Here is a 19,308-nt window from a genome sequence, read left to right as displayed (position 1 = left end):
AAGCCTTTCGAATGACCGACTCTCCATTCGCCTGCGAGCCATCCCTTCGCAAGATTCCGCATGTCTGCGCATCGTCGGCCTGCGACTGTGGCCTGACGCGGCGCGACATGCTGCGCCTGTCCGCACTGGCCGGCGCCGCCGTGGCCGCGCCATTCCTCTCGGCGGGCGATGCCATGGCCCAAGGTTTCAAGGGCGACGACCAGCCCGTGAAGATCGGCTACCTGCCCATCACCGACGCCACGCCGCTGCTGATCGCGCATGCGCGCGGCCTGTTCGACAAGGAAGGCCTGCGCGCGGAAACGCCGCGCATGTTCCGCTCGTGGGCACAGATCGTCGAGGCCTTCGTGGCCGGGCAGGTCAACGTGATCCATCTGCTCACGCCTGCCACGCTGTGGGTGCGCTACGGCTCCAAATTCCCCGCGAAGATCGCGGCCTGGAACCACATCAACGGCTCGGCGCTGACGGTGCTGCCCGAGATCCACAAGCTCGCCGACCTTGGCGGCAAGACCGTGGCCGTGCCGTTCTGGTATTCGATCCACAACGTACTGCTGCAGGACATGCTTCGCGCCGAAGGCCTCACGGCGGTCACGCGCGCGGCCAGCGGCGCCATCGGGCCGAAGGAAGTCAACCTCGTGGTGCTGGCGCCGGCCGAGATGGTGTCGGCGCTGGCGGGCAAGTCGATTGCCGGCTTCATCGTGGCCGAGCCCTTCAATGCGGCGGCAGAAATCGCCGGCGTCGGCAAGGTGCTGCGCTTTTCGGGCGACGTCTGGAAGGACCACGCCTGCTGCGTGACGTTCCTGGCCGAACGCGATATCGCCGAAAAGCCCGAATGGGCACAGCGCGTGACAACCGCCATCGTCAAGGCCCAGCTCTGGACGCGCGACAACCGCCTCGACGCGGCCCGCCTGCTCTCCAACGCCGGTGAGCGCCGCTACACGCCGCACCCGCCACAGACACTGGCGAAGGTGCTCGCCTCCACCGACTACGCAAGCTACGAAGCCAGCGGCGTGGTGCGCCACAAGGGCTGGAGCCAGCGCCGCATCGATTTCCAGCCGTACCCCTTTGCCTCGTACACCGAGCAGCTGGTACGCGCGGTGCAGGGCACGAAGGTGGAGGGCGACAACGCGTTCCTGCGTGCGCTCGATCCGAAGTTCGTGGCACGCGATCTGGTCGACGACCGGTTCGTACGCAAGGCCATCCAAAGTGTGGGCGGGCCGCAGGTGTTTGGCGTGGCGGCGGACTACACGCGTCGCGAAACGATCTCGGTTTGATGAACGTCCGCTTTGGGGGGCGCTGGCGCCGTTGGCTGTTGCCTCTTGCGGGCCTGGGGGTGGTGCTGTTGGCATGGTGGGCGGGAAGCCTGCTGCTGACGCAACGCACCCCCATTGCCGCCGCCTTCGCGACCGGCCCCTCGCTGGTGGCGCTGGGCCATCTGCTCGTGGGAGCCGACATCTGGCACCACGCGCTGTTGAGCCTTCAGCGCGTGGCCATTGGTTTGCTTCTGGCCATCGTGTTCGGCGTGCCGCTGGGCGTGCTCACGGGCCTGTCGCGCGGCTTTGCACAGGCCAGTACGCCGGTGTTCCAGTTCCTGCGGATGATCTCGCCGCTGTCGTGGATGCCCATTGCCGTCATGGTGCTCGGCGTGGGCGATCTGCCCGTGTACTTCTTGCTCGCGTTCGCCGCCGTGTGGCCCATCTTGCTCAACACCGCCGCGGGCGTGGCGCAGATCGATCCGCACTGGCTGATGCTCGCGCGCGGGCTGTCGGCCACGCGGCGCGAGACGGTGCTGCGCGTGATCTTGCCGGGCATCACCGCGCAGATCCTCACGGGCGTTCGGCTGGCCATCGGCATCGTCTGGATCGTGCTCGTGCCAGCCGAAATGCTGGGCGTCTCGGCCGGGCTGGGCTATTTCGTGCTCGACACGCGCGACCGGCTCGCGTACTCAGAGCTCATGGCCGTGATCCTGCTGATCGGGGCGCTGGGCTATCTGCTGGATGCTTTTGCGCGATGGCTGCATGCGCGGTGGACCCACGCCTGAGTGCCCCACGCGGCACGCGCTCAGGGTTTCACGGCTGCAGGTGCTGCCGCCGGCAGCCCCAATTGCTCCCGCAGGATGCGCCGGATCTCCAGGATCGCGAGCGGGTGCTCCTGCACGCTGTGCGCCGACGGAATCACCAGCTCCGACACCGCGCCGTCGAGGTGCGCGCTGGTGTAGGGCACGATGCCGTCGCTCGACTCGGCCAGCGGCAGGCCGGGCGTGTCGTTGCCGATGATCGAGTGGTAGCGCACCTTCGGGCTCAGCGGCAGCCCCGACGACAGGCGCACGAACGCATCGCGGTCGCTGAGGTTGTCGATGCTGTTGGGAATGCGCAGCGGGCCCATGTCCTGCGAACTGGGCGCCACGCGCATCAGCTCGCGCGAGATGTCGTTGAGCTGGCCCAGCATGGCCACCGGCAGCGTGATGAGGTTGGCCACCCAGCGCGAGATGCGCTTGTTGGCGAACGAGGTGCCGCGGTGCGGGGAGGCGATGAAGATGGCGTCGCTGACCTGGGGCAGCGGCTCGAAGCGCAGGTAGGGGCCCAGCCCTTCCTCGATGCGGCGGCGCTGCGCGGCCGGCATGGGGTAGCCCTCGCGCAGCGCGTCCCACAGCACGTCGCCCGACGACGACACCAAGAGGCGCGACAGCACGCCGCCCATGCTGTGGCCGATGAGCGTGACGTTGCGCGAGGCCTCGGCGCGGCCCTGCGGATCGAAGTGCGCCAAGGTCTGCGTGATGGCTTCGCGGATGGCCAGGTTGTTCAGCGGCAGCGGCGCGTTGGTCGGGTAGTACACCTGCCAGATCTGGTAGCGGCGGCGCAGCGTCTCGTCGCCGAGCACTTCGTTCGCCACGTTGATCCAGGCCTCGGGGCTGCTGGCCAGGCCGTGCAGCATGACGATGGTGCGGCGCTTCGGGTCGTAGGGCTGCATCAGGTAGATGTGCGGCCGGGTCAGGCCCTCGGCGCCGCCGAACAGGCTGCGCAGCGCCTGCAGCGCGAAGTCGGAGCGGGCCAGCCACAGGCCGTAGCCCGAGGTGAAGTTGGCGGCCAGCGGAATCTCTTCGCCGGCCAAACGGATCGTGCTGGTGCGGTAGGGGTCGAACACGGCGATGCGCAGCGTGCGCGTGGCCAGCACGTCTTGCAGCGTGGCGCCGTCGAACTGCAGCAGCGCGGTGAGGGCGGGGAAGGGCGTCTCGCTGAAGGGCGGGGCGTCTTCGTCGGCCTGCACCGCGGTCGGGCGGTCGTCGCCCGCGGCGACCAGCTCGGCGCCGAAGCCGTCGCGGCGGTAGATGTTGCGCAGGCCCGAGAAGGTCAGCGAGGCGGCGGGAATCAGCTCTTTGGGCGGGGGCGCGTCGGGTGCGAGCTGCAGCGCCGACAGGTCGGCGTCGATGCGCCAGCCGCTCACCTGCGGAATGGCGGCCACCGGCATGTCGCTCTTGCGGTAGCGGCTGAACAGGCCGGTGATGGCGCGCTGCACCGCGTAGTTGTAGTAGTCGCGCACCTGCGTCTGGCGGTCTTCGAAGGCGCGGTCGCGCGGGTTGCGCGTCGTGTGGAACAGGTAGGCGTAGGCGTGGCGCGCGGTTTCCAGCCAGGCCTCGATGGCCTCGGGCGCCATGGGCTGCGCGGCCGAGCCGCCATCGCCGCCCCCCAGCGCGAGCTGCAGCCACACCTCGGACAGCGCCGACATGCGTTGCTCGTCGCTCAGGCCGGCGGAGGTGGCGAGGTTCTGGCGGCAGGCGCGGCCGTCCTTGCGGCACTGGTCGGCGTCGGAGCCGATGACACGCAGCACCTCTTGTGCGGAACTGCTGAGCTTGCCGGTGGTGAGCACGTCGCCGCGCCGCTGCGCCAGGTAGTCGGCCGGCGAGATGGTGCCGACCGTGACGCCCGCGCAGCCCGTGAGCAGCGACAGCGCCAGCAGCAGGGCGGGGAGGAAGCCGATGCGCCTCATGGCGTCACGCCCGGCAGGCCGTGGCGGATGGCTTGCGAGAAGTTCACGCCGGGCTGCTGGTCGGTGGCGATGGCCCGGTCGGTGATGCGGCCGCCAGCGCGCAGCGCCTCCATGCTCAGCCCCGGCGTCAGGCCGCCCACGTCGTGCAGGTACTCGGGCAGGTAGCCCGAGGCCAGCAGGCGGTAGTCCATCGGCAGGCCGGGCACGACGTGCCTGGCGAGGCTGTAGACGATGGTCGTGCAGTTGGCGGTGAGCGTGTTGTAGAAGCTCGGCGCGCGCGCCAGCGCATTGGCCTCGCCCACGTAGCCCAGGAACAGCGAACGCATCTCGGCCTGCGGCAGGTGCACGCGGTACATGTAGACGTCTTCGCCGCGCACGTTGGTGCGCACGCGCAGGATGTCGTGCTCGTCGGCGGCCACGAGGCTGTTCTCGAACTGCTTGAAGAAGCCGCCCACGGACGAGAAGCTCTCGCCGCGCTCCTTGCGGATCTCGATGGAAAAAGTGACGAACTGGCCATCGTCGAAGCCGAAGGACACCAGCGTGTGGGCGATGGCCGGGCCGGTCCAGTACGACAGCGACACGTCGACCGAGCGCAGGCGGTCCAGGTCGTAGCGGCGCGTGTCCCAGCGCACGGTGTAGTCGGTGTCGCTGCGCCAGTCGAAATTGCGCACGTTCTCCATCGTGACCACGCTGCCCTCGACGCGCGGCCTCAGGTAGCGGGCCACGTCGTCGGCCCATTCGCGATGCTGCGAGGGCGCGATGGTGCCCCACCACTCGAGCAGCACGACGAAGCCGATGGCGTAGGCCAGCAGCGAGCGGCCGGCCTTGCCGCGCCACAGCAGCACGATCGCCGCCAGGCCGAAGAGGCCCCACAGCACCATCGCGCCGACCTTGACCGGCAGCGTCGCGGGCAGCTGGTACCAGAGGGCCGCGCAGGCCCAGGCGGCCGACAGCAACACGGCGAAGCTCACCAGCAGGCGGCCGAGGGAACGCAAAAGGATTCGGAACATGAAGAAACGCGCGGGTGGAGGGCGGCCGATTCTCGTCGAGTTGCAGCCGCCGCCGTCGGGCTACAGCGGGTAGGTCACGAGCTTGAAGTCCGGGTCCTCGGGGAAGGACTTCACCGAGAAGCCCAGTCGGCGCACCAGCTTGAGCATGTCGGGGTTGCCGGCCAGCACCAGCCCGTCCATCTCGGAAAGGCCGCGGTCGCGCGCCACATCGATGATGCTTTCCATGAGACGCGAGCCGATGCCCTTGCCGCTGAACTCGTCGGCCACCACGAGCGAGAACTCGCAGCTGGTCTGGTCGGGGTTGGTGATGTAGCGCGACACGCCCACGATGCGCTCGCTCTCGAGGATGCTGCCGTCGGGCGCGGTGCTGCGCTCCATCACGGTGGCGACCAGCGCCATCTCGCGGTCGTAGTCGATGAGCGTGAAGCGCGACAGCATCGACGGCGGCAGCTCGTGGAAGCGCGAGACGAAACGGAACCAGCGGCTTTCGGGCGACAGGCCCTGCACCAGCGCCTGCAGCATCTGCGCGTCGTTCGGATGCACCGGCCGCACGACGTACGCGCCGCCACCGGGCAGCGGCCATTCGCGCCGGTAGCGCGCGGGGTACGGCATGATGGCCAGGTGCTGGTAGCCGTTGCCCACCGGGCCCGCCACGGCCTGCGTGCTGCTGTCGACCACGATGCGCGCATCGACCGACACCGCGCCGTGCTCGTCCACGATGATGGGGTTGATGTCCATCTCGCGCAGCTCGGGCAGCTCGCACACCATTTCGGACACGCGCAGCAGCACATCCTCGATGGCCTCCATGTTCACGGCGTTGGCGCCGCGCCATTCGCCCAGCGTCTCGGCCACGCGCGAGCGCTCGATGAGGTGGCGCGCCAGGAACTGGTTCAGCGGCGGCAGCTCCATCGCGCGGTCGTTCATGAGCTCGATCATGGTGCCGCCCGCGCCGAAGACGATCACCGGGCCGAAGGGCTGGTCGGTGACCAGGCCCACGTAGATTTCGCGCCCGCGCCGCGCGCGCACCATCTTCTGCACGGTCACGCCGTTGATGCGGGCATCGGGTGCCAGGCGCGCCACGCGCTCCATCATCTCCAGGTAGGTGTCGCGCGCGCTGGTGCCGTTCATCACGTTCAGCGCCACGCCCTCGACGTCGGACTTGTGCGAGATGTCGGGCGAGTCGATCTTCAGCGCCACCGGAAAGCCCAGCTGCGTGGCGATCATCATGGCCTCGTTGGCGCTGCGCGCGAGCAGGGTGCGCGTGATCGGGATGTGGAAGCACGACAGCAGCGACTTCGACTCCATCTCGGTCAGCACCTTGCGCCGCTCGGCCAGCACGCTCTCGATGAGCAGGCGAGCGCCGTCGATGTCGGGCTTGGCCAGCGCCGACAGCGGCGGCGGTGTCTGCTGCAGCAGCTGCTGGTTCTGGTAGAAGGCCGCGATGTTGCCGAAGGCGCCCACGGCCGCCTCGGGCGTGCGAAAGCTCGGGATGGTGGCCTCGGCCAGCACGGCCCGCGCATTGCCCACCGAGGCATCGCCCATCCAGCACGACAGGAGCGGCTTGGGCATGGGGCGCGGAATGTCGGCCAGCGCGCGCGCCGTGGCGGCCGCGTCGACGCCGGCCTTGGGCGAGAAGATGGCGAGCACGCCGTCGATCTGGCTGTCGGCCGAGGCGGTGTCGATGGCGGCGCGAAAGTGCGCGGGCGTGGCGTCCTCCGACAGGTCGATGAGGTCGGTGAGCGAAGCCAGCGCCGGCAGCGAGGGCTGCAGCGACCGCTGCGCGGGGGCCGAGAGGCGGCCCAGGTCCAGGCCGATCTCGTTGATCCAGTCGGCCGCGAGCACGCCGGGGCCGCCGCCGTTGGTGACCACGGCCAGCCGCTTGCCCACCGGCCGGTAGCGCGAGGCCAGGCACTTGGCGGCCGAGAACAGCTCGACGAAGGAGCGCACCCGCACCGCGCCCGCGCGGCGCAGGGCGGCATCGAACACGTCGTCGCTGCCCACGATGGCCGCGCTGTGCGTCTGCGCGGCCTCGTTGCCGGCCGGCTTGCGGCCCGCCTTGAGCACCACCACCGGCTTGGCGTGCGAGGCCGAGCGCAGCGCGCTCATGAAGCGGCGCGCATCGGCAATGCCTTCGAGGTACACGATGATGCTGTGCGTGCTCGAGTCGTTGGCCAGGAAGTCGAGCACCTGCGGAATGTCGACCGAGGTGTGTGGCCCGAGCGACACCACGCTCGAAAAGCCCACACCGTTCTGCCGCGCCCAGTCGAGCATCGAGGCCGTGAGCGCGCCCGACTGCGACACCAGCGCCAGCGGCCCGGTGCGCGCGAGCGGGCCGGCCACGCTGGCGTTCAGGTGCAGCGGCGGGCGCTGGAAGCCCAGCGAATTCGGGCCCAGCAGGTGCACGCCTTCGCGGCGCGCGATCTTTCGCCACTGCGCGGCCTGCTCGGCGGCGATGCCGGTGGAGATGACCACCGCGGCCTTGCAGCCGATGCGCCCCGCGATCTCGAGGGCGGCCGCCACGTCGTGCGGCGCCAGCGCGATCAGCGCCAGGTCGGCATGCGTCTGCGCCAGCTCTTCGAGCGTGCCCTGGGTGCGCACGTCCAGAAAGCGCAGCGTGCCGTCGAAACGGTCGGCCCGGAAGGCTTCGCGCAGCGTGCGGCCCAGGGCGGTCTGGCCCCCCGGATCGCTGGGCTGGCCGACGAAGGCCACGATCGACGCCGGGGCGAACAGGGGGGTCAGGAAATGCTTGTCCATGCCCTAGTTTGCCCGGATCGGGGCGTGCCGCAAGCACCGCGTGTACACTCGCCAGCTCATGTCGTGCCTTTCACTTTTCCCCGTTGCAGCATCCAGCGCCGCCGTTGTCGGCCGCACGATGCCGTTCGCCGCCTGCGTGCGAACGAGCGACGCAGTGAATGCACGAATGATTACCACCATGACCGCCGCGGCCCCCTGAGCACGCGCAGGGTGGCCGCTCCGGCAGCCACCTGGTGTCTCTTCTCCCGAATGAACGAAACCCAGCTGGCAGCTGGGTTTTTTTGTTTTTGTCCTGTTCGTTCGTTGTTTGGAGAAGCCCATGTACCGCGATCCCGTCTCGTCCTTCCTGCCCCAGCCCAGCCATCCTGCGGCCATTCGCCCCCTGCGCGTCGGCATGATCGGCATCGGCACCGTGGGCGCGGGTACCTTCCGCGTGCTGGCCCGCAACCAGGACCTCATCGCCGCCCGTGCCGGGCGCGGCATCGAGGTGACGGTGGTGGCGGCGCGCAACCTCGCGCGCGCCCAGGGCATCGTGGGCGAGGGCGTGGCGCTCACAGCCGACCCGATGCAGGTGGCCATCGACCCCGATGTCGACGTGGTGGTCGAGGTGGCCGGCGGCACCGGCCCGGCGCGCGACTGGGTGCTGGCGGCCATCGCCCACGGCAAGCACGTGGTCACGGCCAACAAGGCGCTGCTGGCCGTGCACGGCCCCGAGATCTTCGCCGCCGCCAGCGCGCACGGCGTGGCCGTGATGTACGAGGGCGCGGTGGCGGTGAGCATCCCCATCGTGAAAGCGCTGCGCGAAGGTCTCACGGCCAACCGCATCGAATGGGTGGCGGGCATCGTCAACGGCACCACCAACTTCATCCTGAGCAAGATGCGCGACGAGGGCCTGGACTTCGGCGACGCGCTCGCGCAGGCCCAGGCGCTGGGCTATGCCGAGGCCGATCCGGCCTTCGACATCGAGGGCGTCGACGCCGCCCACAAGACCGCGCTGCTGGCCGCCAACGCCTTCGGCATGCCGGTGCGCTTTGCCGATGCGCAGGTCGAGGGCATCACCGCGCTGCAGCGCCTGGACGTGGCCTGCGCCGAGCAGCTGGGCTTTCGCGTCAAGCTGCTGGGCGTGGCGCGCCGACGTGAAGACGGCGTGGAGCTGCGCGTGCAGCCCGCGCTGGTGCCCGCGGCGCACCTGCTCGCGCAGGTCAACGGCTCGATGAACGGCATCATGGTCAAGGCCGACGCGGCGGGCGTCACGATGTACTACGGCGCGGGCGCCGGTTCGGAGCAGACCGCCTCGGCCGTGATCGCCGACCTGGTCGACGTGGCGCGCCTGGACGGCACCCACGCCGGCCAGCGCGTGCCGCACACCGGCTTCCACGCGCATGCGGTGCGCGAACTGCCGGTGCTGCCGCGCGCGGCCGTGCGCAGCGCGCACTACCTGCGCGTGCCGGTGCAGGCGGCGACCGACATCGCGGCCGTGGCCGAGCTGCTGGCCGCGCAGCGGCTGCCGGTGCGGCAACTGGTGCTGGCGAACGGGCCGGCGGATGCGGCGCCGCAGGTGCTGGTGATCACCGAATCGGCGTTGCAAAGCGCGGTCGATCTTGCCTTGCACGCGTTGCAGACGAGTCCGGTCGTGGCTGGCCCGGTGATCGCGCTGCGCGTGGAAACGCTGGACGACTGAAGAGCGCTCAGGGGGCGGACGCAGGCGCGGCTCCCAGTCTTCGACCCGCCCCGCATCCACCCGCTTGCGAAACGTGGCGCGCCAGCGCTCGGCCAAAGCGGGCAGGGCGGCGGCCTGTTCCCATTCGGGCGCGAAGCGCGCGTCACGCGAAAACAGCAGCGCGATGAGGCGCGACAGCGGCCACTCGGGATGCGGGCGTTCCACGCGCGTGGCCAGGGCGCCGGCCCGCACCCAGCCGGGTTTGAGCACGCGGTAGTACCAACCCGTGCAGCCGCGCGCCTGCATCTCGCGCGCCATGCCGGGCCTGCCGAAGTGGGCGTCGAGCTTCCAGCACGGCTGCCGGCCCTGCGACACCTGCACCCGCGCATCGCCGAGCTGCACGACGTCGCCGATGCACACGGTCGATTCGTTCCAGCCCGTGGTCGAGATGTTCTCGCCGAAGGCGCCCGCGTGCGCCAGCAGTTCGCTGCGGTGGCCGCCCGTCGCCCAGTCCGCGTAGTGCTCGCGCGGGTAGTGGTGCACGGCCTTCTCGATACCGCCGTGGATGCGCAGGTCGGCCTGCGCATCGCCCTGCAGGCCGGTGGACGACAGCCACAGCGCATCGGCCGTCGGCGTCTTGCGGATGCCGCTGCGTGTGCGGCCGTCGGGCAGCAAGGCCACGGAGCCGACCAGCAGCGCGTCGATGGGCAGGGCGGGCTGCGTCATGCGAGCTGATCCAGCCATGCCGTCAGCATGCGCGTCGCGGCATCGGAGCGCACCTTGGCCAGCTCGGCGCTGCGGGCGCGCAGCGCGGGAATGTCGATGCCGGCCGCGGCCAGTTCGTGGTGATGACCGATGAGCCAGGGCTCGATGCGTGCGGGATCGGCCTCGGGGTGGAACTGCAGCGCGAGCGCATGGCGGCCGTGGCGGAAGGCCTGGTGTGGCGTGCGTGCGGTGCTCGCCAGCAGTTCGGCGCCGGGCGGCAGGTCGAAGGTGTCGCCGTGCCAGTGCAGCACGGGTTCGCCATCCAGCGCCGCGAGGCACGAGGCCCGGCCCGCCGCGCTCAGGTCGACCGGCGCCCAGCCGATCTCCGTGTGCCCCGACGGGTACACGCGCGCGCCGAGCGCACGGGCCATGAGCTGCGCGCCCAGGCACAGGCCCAGCGTGGGGCGCTGTAGCGCCAGTCGTTCGCGCAGGCCGGCGATCTCTTCGGTGAGCCAGGGGTAGGTCGCCGTGTCGTAGGCCCCGATGGGGCCGCCGAGCACCACGACGAGGTCGGCGTGGCGCCACTCGTCGGCGCTGAGCGCGGACGGGCCCGCCTGCCGGTAGTCGATGGCGTGGCCGGCCTGGATGAGCACGTTGGCGAAGCGCCCGAGGTCTTCGAAGGCGAGGTGTTGCAGGGCGATGCATGGCATGCGGCGGGTGTCCTTTCTTCGTTCAGGCGCGGCAGGCGGTGTCGTCGCACGGGCCGTCTGGCGATGCATCGTCTGCAGGTTGTGCAATGAGGTGCGCGGGCGCCTCTTCGGCCGCAAGCTGCCCGATGGCGGCGCCCAGCGCCATGTCGTCGATCAACCCGAAGTGGCTCATGCGCAGGCGCCCCTGCCGGTCGACCAGCACCGTGCTCGGCGTGCCCTGCCACTGGTAGTCGCGCATCGTGGCGGGGATGCCGCCGGTGGGCGAGGGCTGGTCGATGCCGATGGGGAAGCCCAGCCGGTACTCGCGCACGAAGGCGTCGAGCGCGGCGGGCGTCATGACGTCGTGGTGCTCGAACACCGAATGCAGGCCGATCACCGCCACGTCTTTCGCGGCGAAGAGCTGCCGCGTCTTCTTCGCCTGCGGCAGGCCGTGCGACACGCAGGCCGGGCACAGCATCTGGAACGCGTGCAGCACCACGACCCGGCCGCGCAGCGACGCGAGCGTGACGGGCGTGTCGGTGTTGAGCCACTGCGCGACCTGCAGCTCGGGCGCCTCGGGGCGCGGCCAGGCCATGTCAGGCCGCCTCGGTGCGCAGCTTCACCTGCGGGAAATCCACCGGCACCTGGAACGCCACGTTCACGTAGTTGGTGAACAGGTTCAGCGCGACGTGGGCCAGGATCTCGACGATGTGCCGGTCGTCGAAGCCCACGGCGCGCAAGGCCTGCACGTCGGCGTCGTTCACCTGGCCGCGTGCATCGACGAGCTTGAGCGCAAAGCGCAGCGCCGCCGCCGTGCGCGGGTCGGCCGATTCGCCGGCCTGCGCGGCCGCCATGTCGGCGGCCGAGACGCCCGCCTTGCGACCCAGCGCGGTGTGCGCCGCGAGGCAGTAGTGGCAGGCGTTGCGGTCGGCAATGGCCACGGCGATCTGCTCGCCAAGCTGCGCCGGAATGACGCCGCCTCCGAGCGCGCCGAACGATCCCCACAGGCTGCGCAGCGCCGCGGGCGAGTTGGCGACGGCGCGGAACATGTTGGGCGTGGCGCCGAAGGCACCGTGGATGTCGGCGAGCAAGGACTGGGCGTCGCCAGTGGCGGCGGTGTCGGTGACGAGGTTGACGCGGGGCATGAAGACTTCCTTTCGGTGATGACGATGGAGGCAGTGTCTTCCGGAAATCCGTATGATTTGAATGCTTTTATCCATTCAACATACCTTTTCGTCCAATGCCGAGCGCAACACCGCCGACGCCCATCGACAGGCTTTCATCCCTGCTCGAACGCTTCCGTGTCCGGGCCCACCTGTTCCACACGGGGCCGCTGTGCGGCGTGACGCACTTCGCGGCGAAGGAAGGGCGCAGCTTCCTGCATGTGATGCAGCGCGGCGAGATGGTGGTCACGCATTCGGCGCCGTCGGTGCGTTCGGCCGGCGTGCCGCGCAAGCTGGTCGTGAAGGAGCCCAGCCTGCTGTTCTATCCGCGCCCGCTGGCGCACGACTTCCACAACGCGCCCACCGAAGGCTCGGATTTCGTCTGCGCCACGGTCGACTTCGACGGCGGCGAGGCGCACCCGCTGGTGCGCGCCTTGCCGCCGCTGGTGCGGCTGCCGCTGCATGCGGTCGACGGCCTCGAAGCTTCGCTGGCGCTGCTGTTCGCGGAAACCGGGCGCGTGCTGTGCGGGCACCGCCTGCTGGCCGACCGGCTGTTCGAGGTGGTGCTGATCCAGCTGCTGCGCTGGCTGCTCGACCATCCGCAGGAGAGCGGCGTGCCTGCCGGCCTGCTGACGGGCCTGGGCGATCCGCAGCTGGCGCGCGTGCTGGTCGCGCTGCACGAGCGACCGGGCGAGCCGTGGCCGCTCGAACAGATGGCCACGGAGGCCGGCATGTCGCGCAGCGCGTTCGCCGCGCGCTTCAAGTCGGTGGTGGGCGCAACGCCCGCCGACTACCTCGCGCAGTGGCGCCTGACGATCGCGCAGGCCGAGCTGCGCACGGGCGCGTCGGTCAAGGCGATTGCCGACAGCCTTGGCTACGCGAACGCTTCGGCGCTGTCGCGCCTGTTCGCGCAGAAGGTGGGCGTGTCGCCGCGCGAATGGCTCGCGCGGCAGTCGGCTTGAGCGCTCAACCCTCCGCGCGCAGAAAGCGCTCGGTCAGCAGCACCCAGTAGGCGCCGCCCACGGCAACGTTGCTGTCGTTGAAGTCGTAGCCCGGGTTGTGGACCATGCAGGCGCCGTGCGCGTCGCCGTCTCCATTGCCGATGAGCAGGTAGCAGCCGGGCACGCGCTCCAGCATGAAGGCGAAGTCTTCGCTGCCCGGCAGCGGCGGCGTCTGCCAGGTGACCTGCGCCGGGCCCACGAGTTCTTCGGCCACGGTGCGCGCGAAGGCGGTTTCTTCAGGTGTGTTGACCAGCACCGCGTAACCGGGCCGCCAGTCGATCTGCGCCTGCACGCCGAAGCTCTCGGCCTGCGCGGCCACCAGCGCCTTGATGCGGGTTTCGATCTTCTTGCGCACCTCGCGGTCGAGGGCGCGCACGCTCAGCTCGAGCACGGCGCCTTGCGGGATCACGTTGTTGGCCTTGCCCGCATGGATGGCGCCCACCGTGACCACCGCCATCTGCAGCGGATCGATGTTGCGCGAGACCACGCTCTGCAGCGCCATCACGATGCTGGCCGCGGCCACGATGGGGTCGGCCGCGCGGTGCGGCATGGCGCCGTGGCCGCCCACGCCGGTGAGGGTGATGGTGGCGTAGTCGGACGAGGCCATGGCCGGGCCTTCGCGCATCGCCAGCCGGCCCTGCGCCATGCCGGGCATGTTGTGCATCGCGAAGATGGCGTCGCAGGGGTAGCGTTCGAACAGGCCGTCGTCGATCATGCGCACCGCGCCGCCGCCGCCTTCCTCGGCGGGCTGGAAGATCAGGTTCAGCGTGCCGTCGAAGCGCCCGCGTTCGGCCAGGTGCTGCGCTGCCGCCAGCAGCATCGCCGTGTGGCCGTCGTGGCCGCAGGCGTGCATCACGCCCGTGTGCGCGCTGGCGTAGGCCAGGCCCGTGGCCTCGTCGATGGGCAGGGCGTCCATGTCGGCGCGCAGGCCGAGGCGGCGCGTGCCGTTGCCGCGCACCAGCCGGCCCACCACGCCGGTGCCGCCGATGTGGCGCTCGACGGTGTAGCCCCAGGCTTCGAGCTTTTCGGCCACCAGCGCCGAGGTGCGGTGCTCGTCGAAGCCGAGCTCGGGGTGCTGGTGGATGTCGCGGCGGATGCCGATGAAGGTGTCGGCGCTGGCGTGCAGGTCGTTCAGGAGGGCGGTGGTGCTCATTGGGGTTCCAGTCGGATGGACTTGGCGATGTCGCGGTAGCGCGCGGTCTCGGCTTCGTAGAACTTCGCCGATTCGGCCAGCGTCGTCTGCGGAGAGGCCAGCTGCGTCTGGGCCGCGAGCTGCTCGCGCACGCTCGTTTCCTTCAGCGCCGCGCCGACGGCCTGGTGCAGCTTCTGCACCACGTCCTCGGGCGTGTTCTTGCGCACGAAGAAGCCGCTCCAGGTCTTGTAGTTGACGTTCTTCAGCTCCTTGCCTTCGCTGGCGGTGGGCACGTTCTTCAGCAGCTCGGAGCGTTGCCCGCCGAGCTGGCCGAGGATCTTCAGCCGGCCCTGGTCGGCCAGCGCGCCCATGGCGGCGCTGTAGACCAGCACTGCAAAGTCGACCTGGCCGCCGCCGATGTCCTGCAGCAGCGGCGCGTTGCCCTTGTAAGGCGCGTGCATGAGCTTCACGCCGGTGTCCAGCTGCACCTTCTCGAGGATCAGGTGGTACAGCGAGCCGATGCCCACGCTGCCGTACGACAGCGGCTTGTCGGGCGACTTGCGCGCCAGCGCAATGAGCTCGTCGACGCTGTTGGCCGGCAGGTCCTTGCGGGCAACGAAGACCATCACGGCCTCGGCCACCGGGTGCACCATGCGGAAGTCTTCGGCCTTGAGCTTCACGGCCGCATTGGCCAGCGGCGCCAGGATGATCTCGTTGGGCGAGCCCTGGAAGAGGTAGTAGCCGTCGGCCGGCGCGGCCAGCACCTTCTGCGCGGCCATGGCGCCGCTCACGCCGCCCAGGTTCTCCACGACCACCTGCTGGCCCAGCGCCTTGCCCAGCGGCACGGTGAAGATGCGCGCGGTGGCGTCCGAGGGGCCGCCGGCCGGGTAGGGAACCATCAGGTTCACGGGCTTGGCGGGAAAGCCGTCGGCGCGGGCGGGGCCCGCAGCCAGCAGCATCAGCCCGCAGCCGAGCAGCAGCGCGGATCGGAAGAGCGAAGTCGTCGTCAAAGTCATGTCTCCTGGGGTGGTGCCGGCTCGTGGGGCCGGATGCAGGGGAATGCTAGGAGCGGCCCGACGCAACGTCCAATGCATTATTGGCTGCATTAGCATGAGTCCAATGCATTCATGAAAACGAGGTTTTCGCCATGACGCTGGTCCAACTGAGGCACCTGATTTCGCTGGCCCACACGGGCTCGTTCAGCCAGTCGGCGCAGGCGCTGCACCTGACGCAGCCCGCGCTCAGCCGCAGCGTGCGCGCGCTCGAGGACGAGCTGGGCATGCCGCTGTTCGACCGCATCGGCCGGCGCAACGAGCTCACGGTCTTCGGGCGCGAGGTGCTGGAGCGCGCGCGGCTTTTGGTGTCGGAGGCCGAGGCGCTGCGCGACCGCGGCCGGCAGATGCGCGAAGGCGAGGGCGGCACGGTGCGCATCGGGCTGGGCTCGGGGCCGGGCGCGCTGCTGATGACGCCCTTTCTGCTGCACATGGCGACGCACCACCCGGCGGTGCGCACCGTGATCGCGCGCGGCAGCACCGACCTGCTGGCGCAGGCGCTGCGCGAGCGTAGCCTCGATGCGCTGGTGGTCGATGCGCGCGCGCTCAAGCCCGCGCCCGACCTGGTGCTGACCCACGTGTACGAGCTGCGCGGCGCCTTCCTGTGCCGCCGCGGCCATCCGCTCACGCGGCTGCGCAAGGGCGTGAGTTTCGAGGCGGTGCAGCGCTACCCGATCGCCTCGACGCCGCTGAGCGACGAGGTGGCGCGCGGGTTGGTCGAAACCTACGGCCCGCAGGCGCATCCTGCCAACTGCGTGACCCTGCAGTGCGAGGAGTTGCCCAGCATTGCCGACGTGGTGCGCCAGAGCGACACGGTGCTGCTCGCGGTGCACGAGTCGGCACCCGACCTGGTCGAGCTGCGGATGGAGCCGCCGATGCGCGGCACGGCGCGCTTCGGGCTGGTGACCTTGCGCCAGCGCACCGAGGCGCCGGCGCTGGCGATTCTTCGGCGGTTGATGAAAGAACGGATGGCAGGGGCGTAGGGCGCCGTCTGCTCAGGGCGCGGCCTGTGCCGACAGCGCAAGCTGGAGTTCGTCCAGCAGGTCCGCCACGCGCATGTGATCCGAAGCGGTTTCGGCGCGAGCGATTTCTTCCAATGCATCGGCGGGCGCTGCCACGGCCGCAGCGTCGACCATCAAGGCCGCGCCCCTGATACGGTGCGCATGGTGTGCCGCGCTCGCGGTGTCGCCCGCAGCGAACGCCCGGCGCAACGCCGCAAGGTCTTCCGCCATGGCCTCGTGAAACTGCGGCGGCAAGGCCGTGTCGGGGCGTTGCTGCGACGAGGGCGCCCCGCCCAGCCAGAGCTGCAGCATGCTCGACAGTTCGTCCAGCCGCAGCGGCTTCTTGAGCACGCCGTCCATCCCGCTTTCCATGCATTCGTCGAGGTGCGCCGAGTCGGTCGCGGCCGAGATCGCGATCACGGGCAGATGGGTGGCGCCTGCCTCGCGCTCGCGCTCCCGGAGGCGGCGCGTCGCCTCATAGCCGCTCATCCCCGGCATGTGGCAGTCCATGAGCACGAGCGCAAAAGGATGCGGCGGCGCGAGCGCGGCCAGTGCCGCCGCGCCGTCGGCTTCGATCCGGGCGTCGTAGCCCAGCATGCGCAACTGCTCGGCGATGATGAACTGGTTGCCCGGATGGTCCTCCACGACCAGCACGGTGGCCGCAGGATTGGAAGGCGGCTTGCCATGCGCCGCAGCAGCATCCTTGGACAGTTCTTGTGGGGGCGATACAAGCTTCACCGGCAGGGCGAACTCGACCGAGGTGCCCGCACCAAGACGGCTGGTCAACCGGATCTCGCCACCCATCAACTCGACCAGCTCCTTGCAGATGGTCAGCCCCAGCCCGGTGCCGCCGAAGCGCCGGGTCGTGGAGCTGTCGGCCTGCGAATAGGCATCGAAGAGGGTGGCCTGCTGCGAGGGCGCGATGCCGATGCCGGTGTCGCTCACCGTGACCGTCAGCAGGCCGTTCATGTCGCCATCGTCCAGAAGCTCCAGCGTCACGTCGATGCGCCCGCGCTCGGTGAACTTCACGGCATTGCCCAGCAGGTTGAGCAGCACCTGCCGCAGCCGCGTGGGGTCGATCAGCACCTGCCGGCCCGAGGGATTGTGCGTGCGCACCGCGATGACCAGCGGCTTGTCCTGCGCGTTCACGCGCGCCACATGCGCGACCTTCTGCGCCAGCGCGTCGACATCGGTGGGCACCAGTTCCAGCGCGAGGCGCCTGGCGTCCAGCTTCGAGAGGTCGAGCACATCGTCCAGCAGCGACAGCAGGGCTTCGGCGGCCGCCGAGGCGGTGCGCGTGAAGCGCGTCTGGCGCGCATCCAGCGGCGTGTGCGCCAGCATCTCGATGGAGGCCAGCACCGCGTTCATGGGCGTGCGGATCTCGTGGCTCATCACCGCCAGGAAGTTCGACTTGGTGCGCTCGCTCTTCTGTGCGGCGCGCTGCGCCATGCGGGCGCGCCAGGCGAACCAGCCGAGCAGCACGACACCGCCGAGCAGCAGCAACAGCTGCGGCAGGCGGTAGCGCACGATCGACAGCAGCGACGGCTCGCCGAAGTCGGTCTGCTCCAGCCACCGGTCGTTCATCTGGCCGGTCTCCGCCGCCGAGAGGCTCGCGAGCGACTTCTCCACGATGGAATGCAGCAGCGGCAGGTCGGCGCGAACGCCCATCTGGGCCACGTACAGGAGATCGCCGATCGTGCCGGAGATGCTCAGCTGGCGCGCATGCCTGCGGCGCATCATGGGCAAAAACACCGCGTCGGAGCCGATGGCGGCGTAGGCCTCGCCGGTGATCACCGCGTCGAGGCTTTCCATCGGTTCGCTGGTGGGAAGCACGCGCACGCCGGGGTAGCGCTCGGCGAAGACATGGGCGTAAGTGCCTCCGCCGCGCACGGCCGCCACCTTGCCGTCCAGGTCCTTCATGTGCAGGACGAAGGGGGCGTCGGTGCGCGTGACGATGATCGTCTGCGCCACGAAGAAGGGATCGGTCAGGCGCAGCCGGGCGCCGACCTCGCGCGTGGTGCGGTCGGCGCTGGCGTTCGGGAACATGTCGACCTTGCCGTCGAGGAAGGCCTGCTGGGCTTCCTGCCAGTCGGGGGTGGCGTGCAGCTCGAAGCGCAGGCCCGACTTGCGGGCGACCGCGTCGAGGTACTCCGCGATCAAACCCTTGTAGCGGCCATGCTCGATGGACTCCAGCGGACTCAGCCGCGTGTCGGCGGCATAGCGCACGACGGGGTTGGCCTTCATCCAGCGCTGTTCCTCGTCGGTGAAGAGGGGCTGCGCCTGCGCCCAGGCGGGGCCGGCGGGGAGGGCCATCGCACTCCACATCGCCCAGCGGGCCGTTCGCCCGAGAGTGAGCCAGGGATTCATGTCTTGTCCAGCTGGTGGCGGATCTTGAACAGCTCGTTGTCCGTGCGGATGCCCAGCTTGCGGAACGCCGCGTGTTTCTGCGTGCTGATGGTGTTCACGTTGCGGGAGAACTTCGTGGCGATCTGCGTGACCGACAGGCCTTCCAGGCAGCAACGCAGCACCTCGCGCTCGCGCGGGGACAGCAGCGGGTTCTTCGTGAGCGCCTCGGCGTCGGTGTGGGGCGACGCGGCTTCGGCGTAGGTCGCGATGTCCGCCGCCATGTCGGGATGCAGGTGGATGCGGCCCTTGCCCACCGTGCGCACGGCCGCCACCAGCTCGTCCAGTTCCTGGCTCTTTCCGACATAGCCGCGCGCGCCGGCCTTCAGCGCCAGCGCCACGGTGGCCGCGCTGTAGTGCGCGGAGATGACGATCGTCCGGCTGCGCGGATGCCGCACCTTCAGCGCCCGCAGGAGGTTGAGCCCGTCGATGTCCGAAGGCCCGAGCGAGAAATCCATGAGCACGACATCGGCCGCCACGGTGGCCAGGGCATCGAGCAGTTCGCGGCTGGTGGCATGGCTGCCGACCACCGACAGGTCGGGCTCGTCCGCCAGTCTTGCGATCAGGCCACGCCGGACGACCGCGTGGTCGTCGAGCAGCATCAGGCGAAGCGGCTGCGCGGTGAGGTGGTGTGCCATGAGGACCCTCCCAGTGGGTGGATCGTAGGCGGCTCGCCCCCACGTCGACACCATCACAACGAGGGGATGCGCGAGCGCATGCCGCGCAAGCCACCACGCTGCCCCGTGGCTCGATT

At 70.0% G+C, this 19,308-nt stretch carries 15 protein-coding genes and 1 pseudogene; 5 read left to right on the top strand and 11 right to left on the bottom strand.

What is annotated here, in order from left to right:
- The first annotated feature begins 11 nt into the window (after positions 1–11).
- Together FFI97_RS07170 and FFI97_RS07165 are read left to right on the top strand one after the other, a co-directional pair.
- The gene (locus FFI97_RS07170; protein WP_139706013.1) at positions 12–1,271 is read left to right on the top strand and encodes an ABC transporter substrate-binding protein; all 1,260 of its coding nucleotides are present in this window, start codon (positions 12–14) and stop codon (positions 1,269–1,271) included.
- A complete protein-coding gene (locus FFI97_RS07165) occupies positions 1,271–2,038 on the top strand; it encodes an ABC transporter permease (protein ID WP_139706011.1) in 768 nt (255 codons plus the stop codon). The genes FFI97_RS07170 and FFI97_RS07165 overlap by 1 nt, the downstream gene beginning before the upstream one ends.
- 20 nt (positions 2,039–2,058) lie before the next feature.
- Here the strand turns inward: FFI97_RS07165 and FFI97_RS07160 are convergent, their stop codons facing one another.
- Genes FFI97_RS07160 through FFI97_RS07150 form a run of 3 tightly spaced genes read right to left on the bottom strand, consistent with a single transcriptional unit; the run spans position 2,059 to position 7,748 of the window.
- A complete protein-coding gene (locus FFI97_RS07160) occupies positions 2,059–3,984 on the bottom strand; it encodes an esterase/lipase family protein (protein WP_139706008.1) in 1,926 nt (641 codons plus the stop codon).
- Positions 3,981–4,994, bottom strand: coding sequence for a DUF4105 domain-containing protein (locus FFI97_RS07155; protein ID WP_139706005.1), 1,014 nt, complete (start codon positions 4,992–4,994; stop codon positions 3,981–3,983). Before FFI97_RS07155 ends, FFI97_RS07160 begins: the two co-directional genes overlap by 4 nt.
- 60 nt (positions 4,995–5,054) lie before the next feature.
- A complete protein-coding gene (locus tag FFI97_RS07150) occupies positions 5,055–7,748 on the bottom strand; it encodes a bifunctional acetate--CoA ligase family protein/GNAT family N-acetyltransferase (RefSeq protein WP_062472839.1) in 2,694 nt (897 codons plus the stop codon).
- Between the two features lie 319 nt (positions 7,749–8,067).
- Between FFI97_RS07150 and FFI97_RS07145 the strand changes: the two genes are divergently transcribed.
- Positions 8,068–9,429, top strand: a complete 1,362-nt coding sequence (locus tag FFI97_RS07145) for a homoserine dehydrogenase (RefSeq protein ID WP_139706003.1) — start codon at positions 8,068–8,070, stop codon at positions 9,427–9,429.
- 63 nt (positions 9,430–9,492) lie between these two features.
- On the opposite strand, the pseudogene FFI97_RS07140 reads toward FFI97_RS07145, so the two are convergent.
- The 4 genes and pseudogenes from FFI97_RS07140 to FFI97_RS07125 form a co-directional block, all read right to left on the bottom strand.
- Positions 9,493–10,134 (bottom strand): annotated as a pseudogene (locus FFI97_RS07140) (MOSC domain-containing protein); the annotation flags it as partial.
- Complete coding sequence (locus tag FFI97_RS07135; RefSeq protein ID WP_139706001.1) at positions 10,131–10,823, bottom strand: glutamine amidotransferase; 693 nt, start codon at positions 10,821–10,823, stop codon at positions 10,131–10,133. The pseudogene FFI97_RS07140 and the gene FFI97_RS07135, both read right to left, overlap by 4 nt.
- 22 nt (positions 10,824–10,845) lie before the next feature.
- Entirely contained in the window at positions 10,846–11,397 is a 552-nt protein-coding gene (locus FFI97_RS07130) for a redoxin family protein (protein ID WP_139705999.1), read from the bottom strand.
- A gap of 1 nt (position 11,398) precedes the next feature.
- Positions 11,399–11,947, bottom strand: a complete 549-nt coding sequence (locus FFI97_RS07125) for a carboxymuconolactone decarboxylase family protein (protein ID WP_139705997.1) — start codon at positions 11,945–11,947, stop codon at positions 11,399–11,401.
- Between the two features lie 95 nt (positions 11,948–12,042).
- On the opposite strand from FFI97_RS07125, the gene FFI97_RS07120 reads away from it, so the two are divergent.
- Complete coding sequence (locus FFI97_RS07120; protein ID WP_139705996.1) at positions 12,043–12,927, top strand: AraC family transcriptional regulator; 885 nt, start codon at positions 12,043–12,045, stop codon at positions 12,925–12,927.
- A 4-nt stretch (positions 12,928–12,931) separates the two neighbouring features.
- On the opposite strand, the gene FFI97_RS07115 is transcribed toward FFI97_RS07120, so the two are convergent.
- Positions 12,932–14,119, bottom strand: coding sequence for a M20 aminoacylase family protein (locus FFI97_RS07115; RefSeq protein WP_139705994.1), 1,188 nt, complete (start codon positions 14,117–14,119; stop codon positions 12,932–12,934).
- On the bottom strand, positions 14,116–15,114 hold the full coding sequence (locus tag FFI97_RS07110) for a tripartite tricarboxylate transporter substrate binding protein (protein WP_095947658.1): 999 nt from the start codon (positions 15,112–15,114) through the stop codon (positions 14,116–14,118). The genes FFI97_RS07115 and FFI97_RS07110 overlap by 4 nt, the downstream gene beginning before the upstream one ends.
- A 131-nt stretch (positions 15,115–15,245) precedes the next feature.
- Between FFI97_RS07110 and FFI97_RS07105 the strand changes: the two genes are divergently transcribed.
- Positions 15,246–16,133, top strand: a complete 888-nt coding sequence (locus FFI97_RS07105) for a LysR family transcriptional regulator (RefSeq protein WP_095745258.1) — start codon at positions 15,246–15,248, stop codon at positions 16,131–16,133.
- Positions 16,134–16,145: 12 nt separating this feature from the next.
- Here FFI97_RS07105 and FFI97_RS07100 read toward each other — a convergent pair whose 3' ends face one another.
- Both FFI97_RS07100 and FFI97_RS07095 read right to left on the bottom strand, forming a co-directional pair.
- Positions 16,146–18,518, bottom strand: coding sequence for an ATP-binding protein (locus FFI97_RS07100; RefSeq protein ID WP_139705992.1), 2,373 nt, complete (start codon positions 18,516–18,518; stop codon positions 16,146–16,148).
- Complete coding sequence (locus FFI97_RS07095) at positions 18,515–19,192, bottom strand: response regulator transcription factor (RefSeq protein WP_221937666.1); 678 nt, start codon at positions 19,190–19,192, stop codon at positions 18,515–18,517. The genes FFI97_RS07100 and FFI97_RS07095 overlap by 4 nt, the downstream gene beginning before the upstream one ends.
- Positions 19,193–19,308 lie beyond the last annotated feature (116 nt).

The organism is Variovorax sp. KBS0712, assembly GCF_006323185.2.
GTDB classification, from domain to species: Bacteria; Pseudomonadota; Gammaproteobacteria; order Burkholderiales; family Burkholderiaceae_C; genus Variovorax; species Variovorax boronicumulans.
This window is presented reverse-complemented; position numbering and strand designations above follow the sequence as displayed.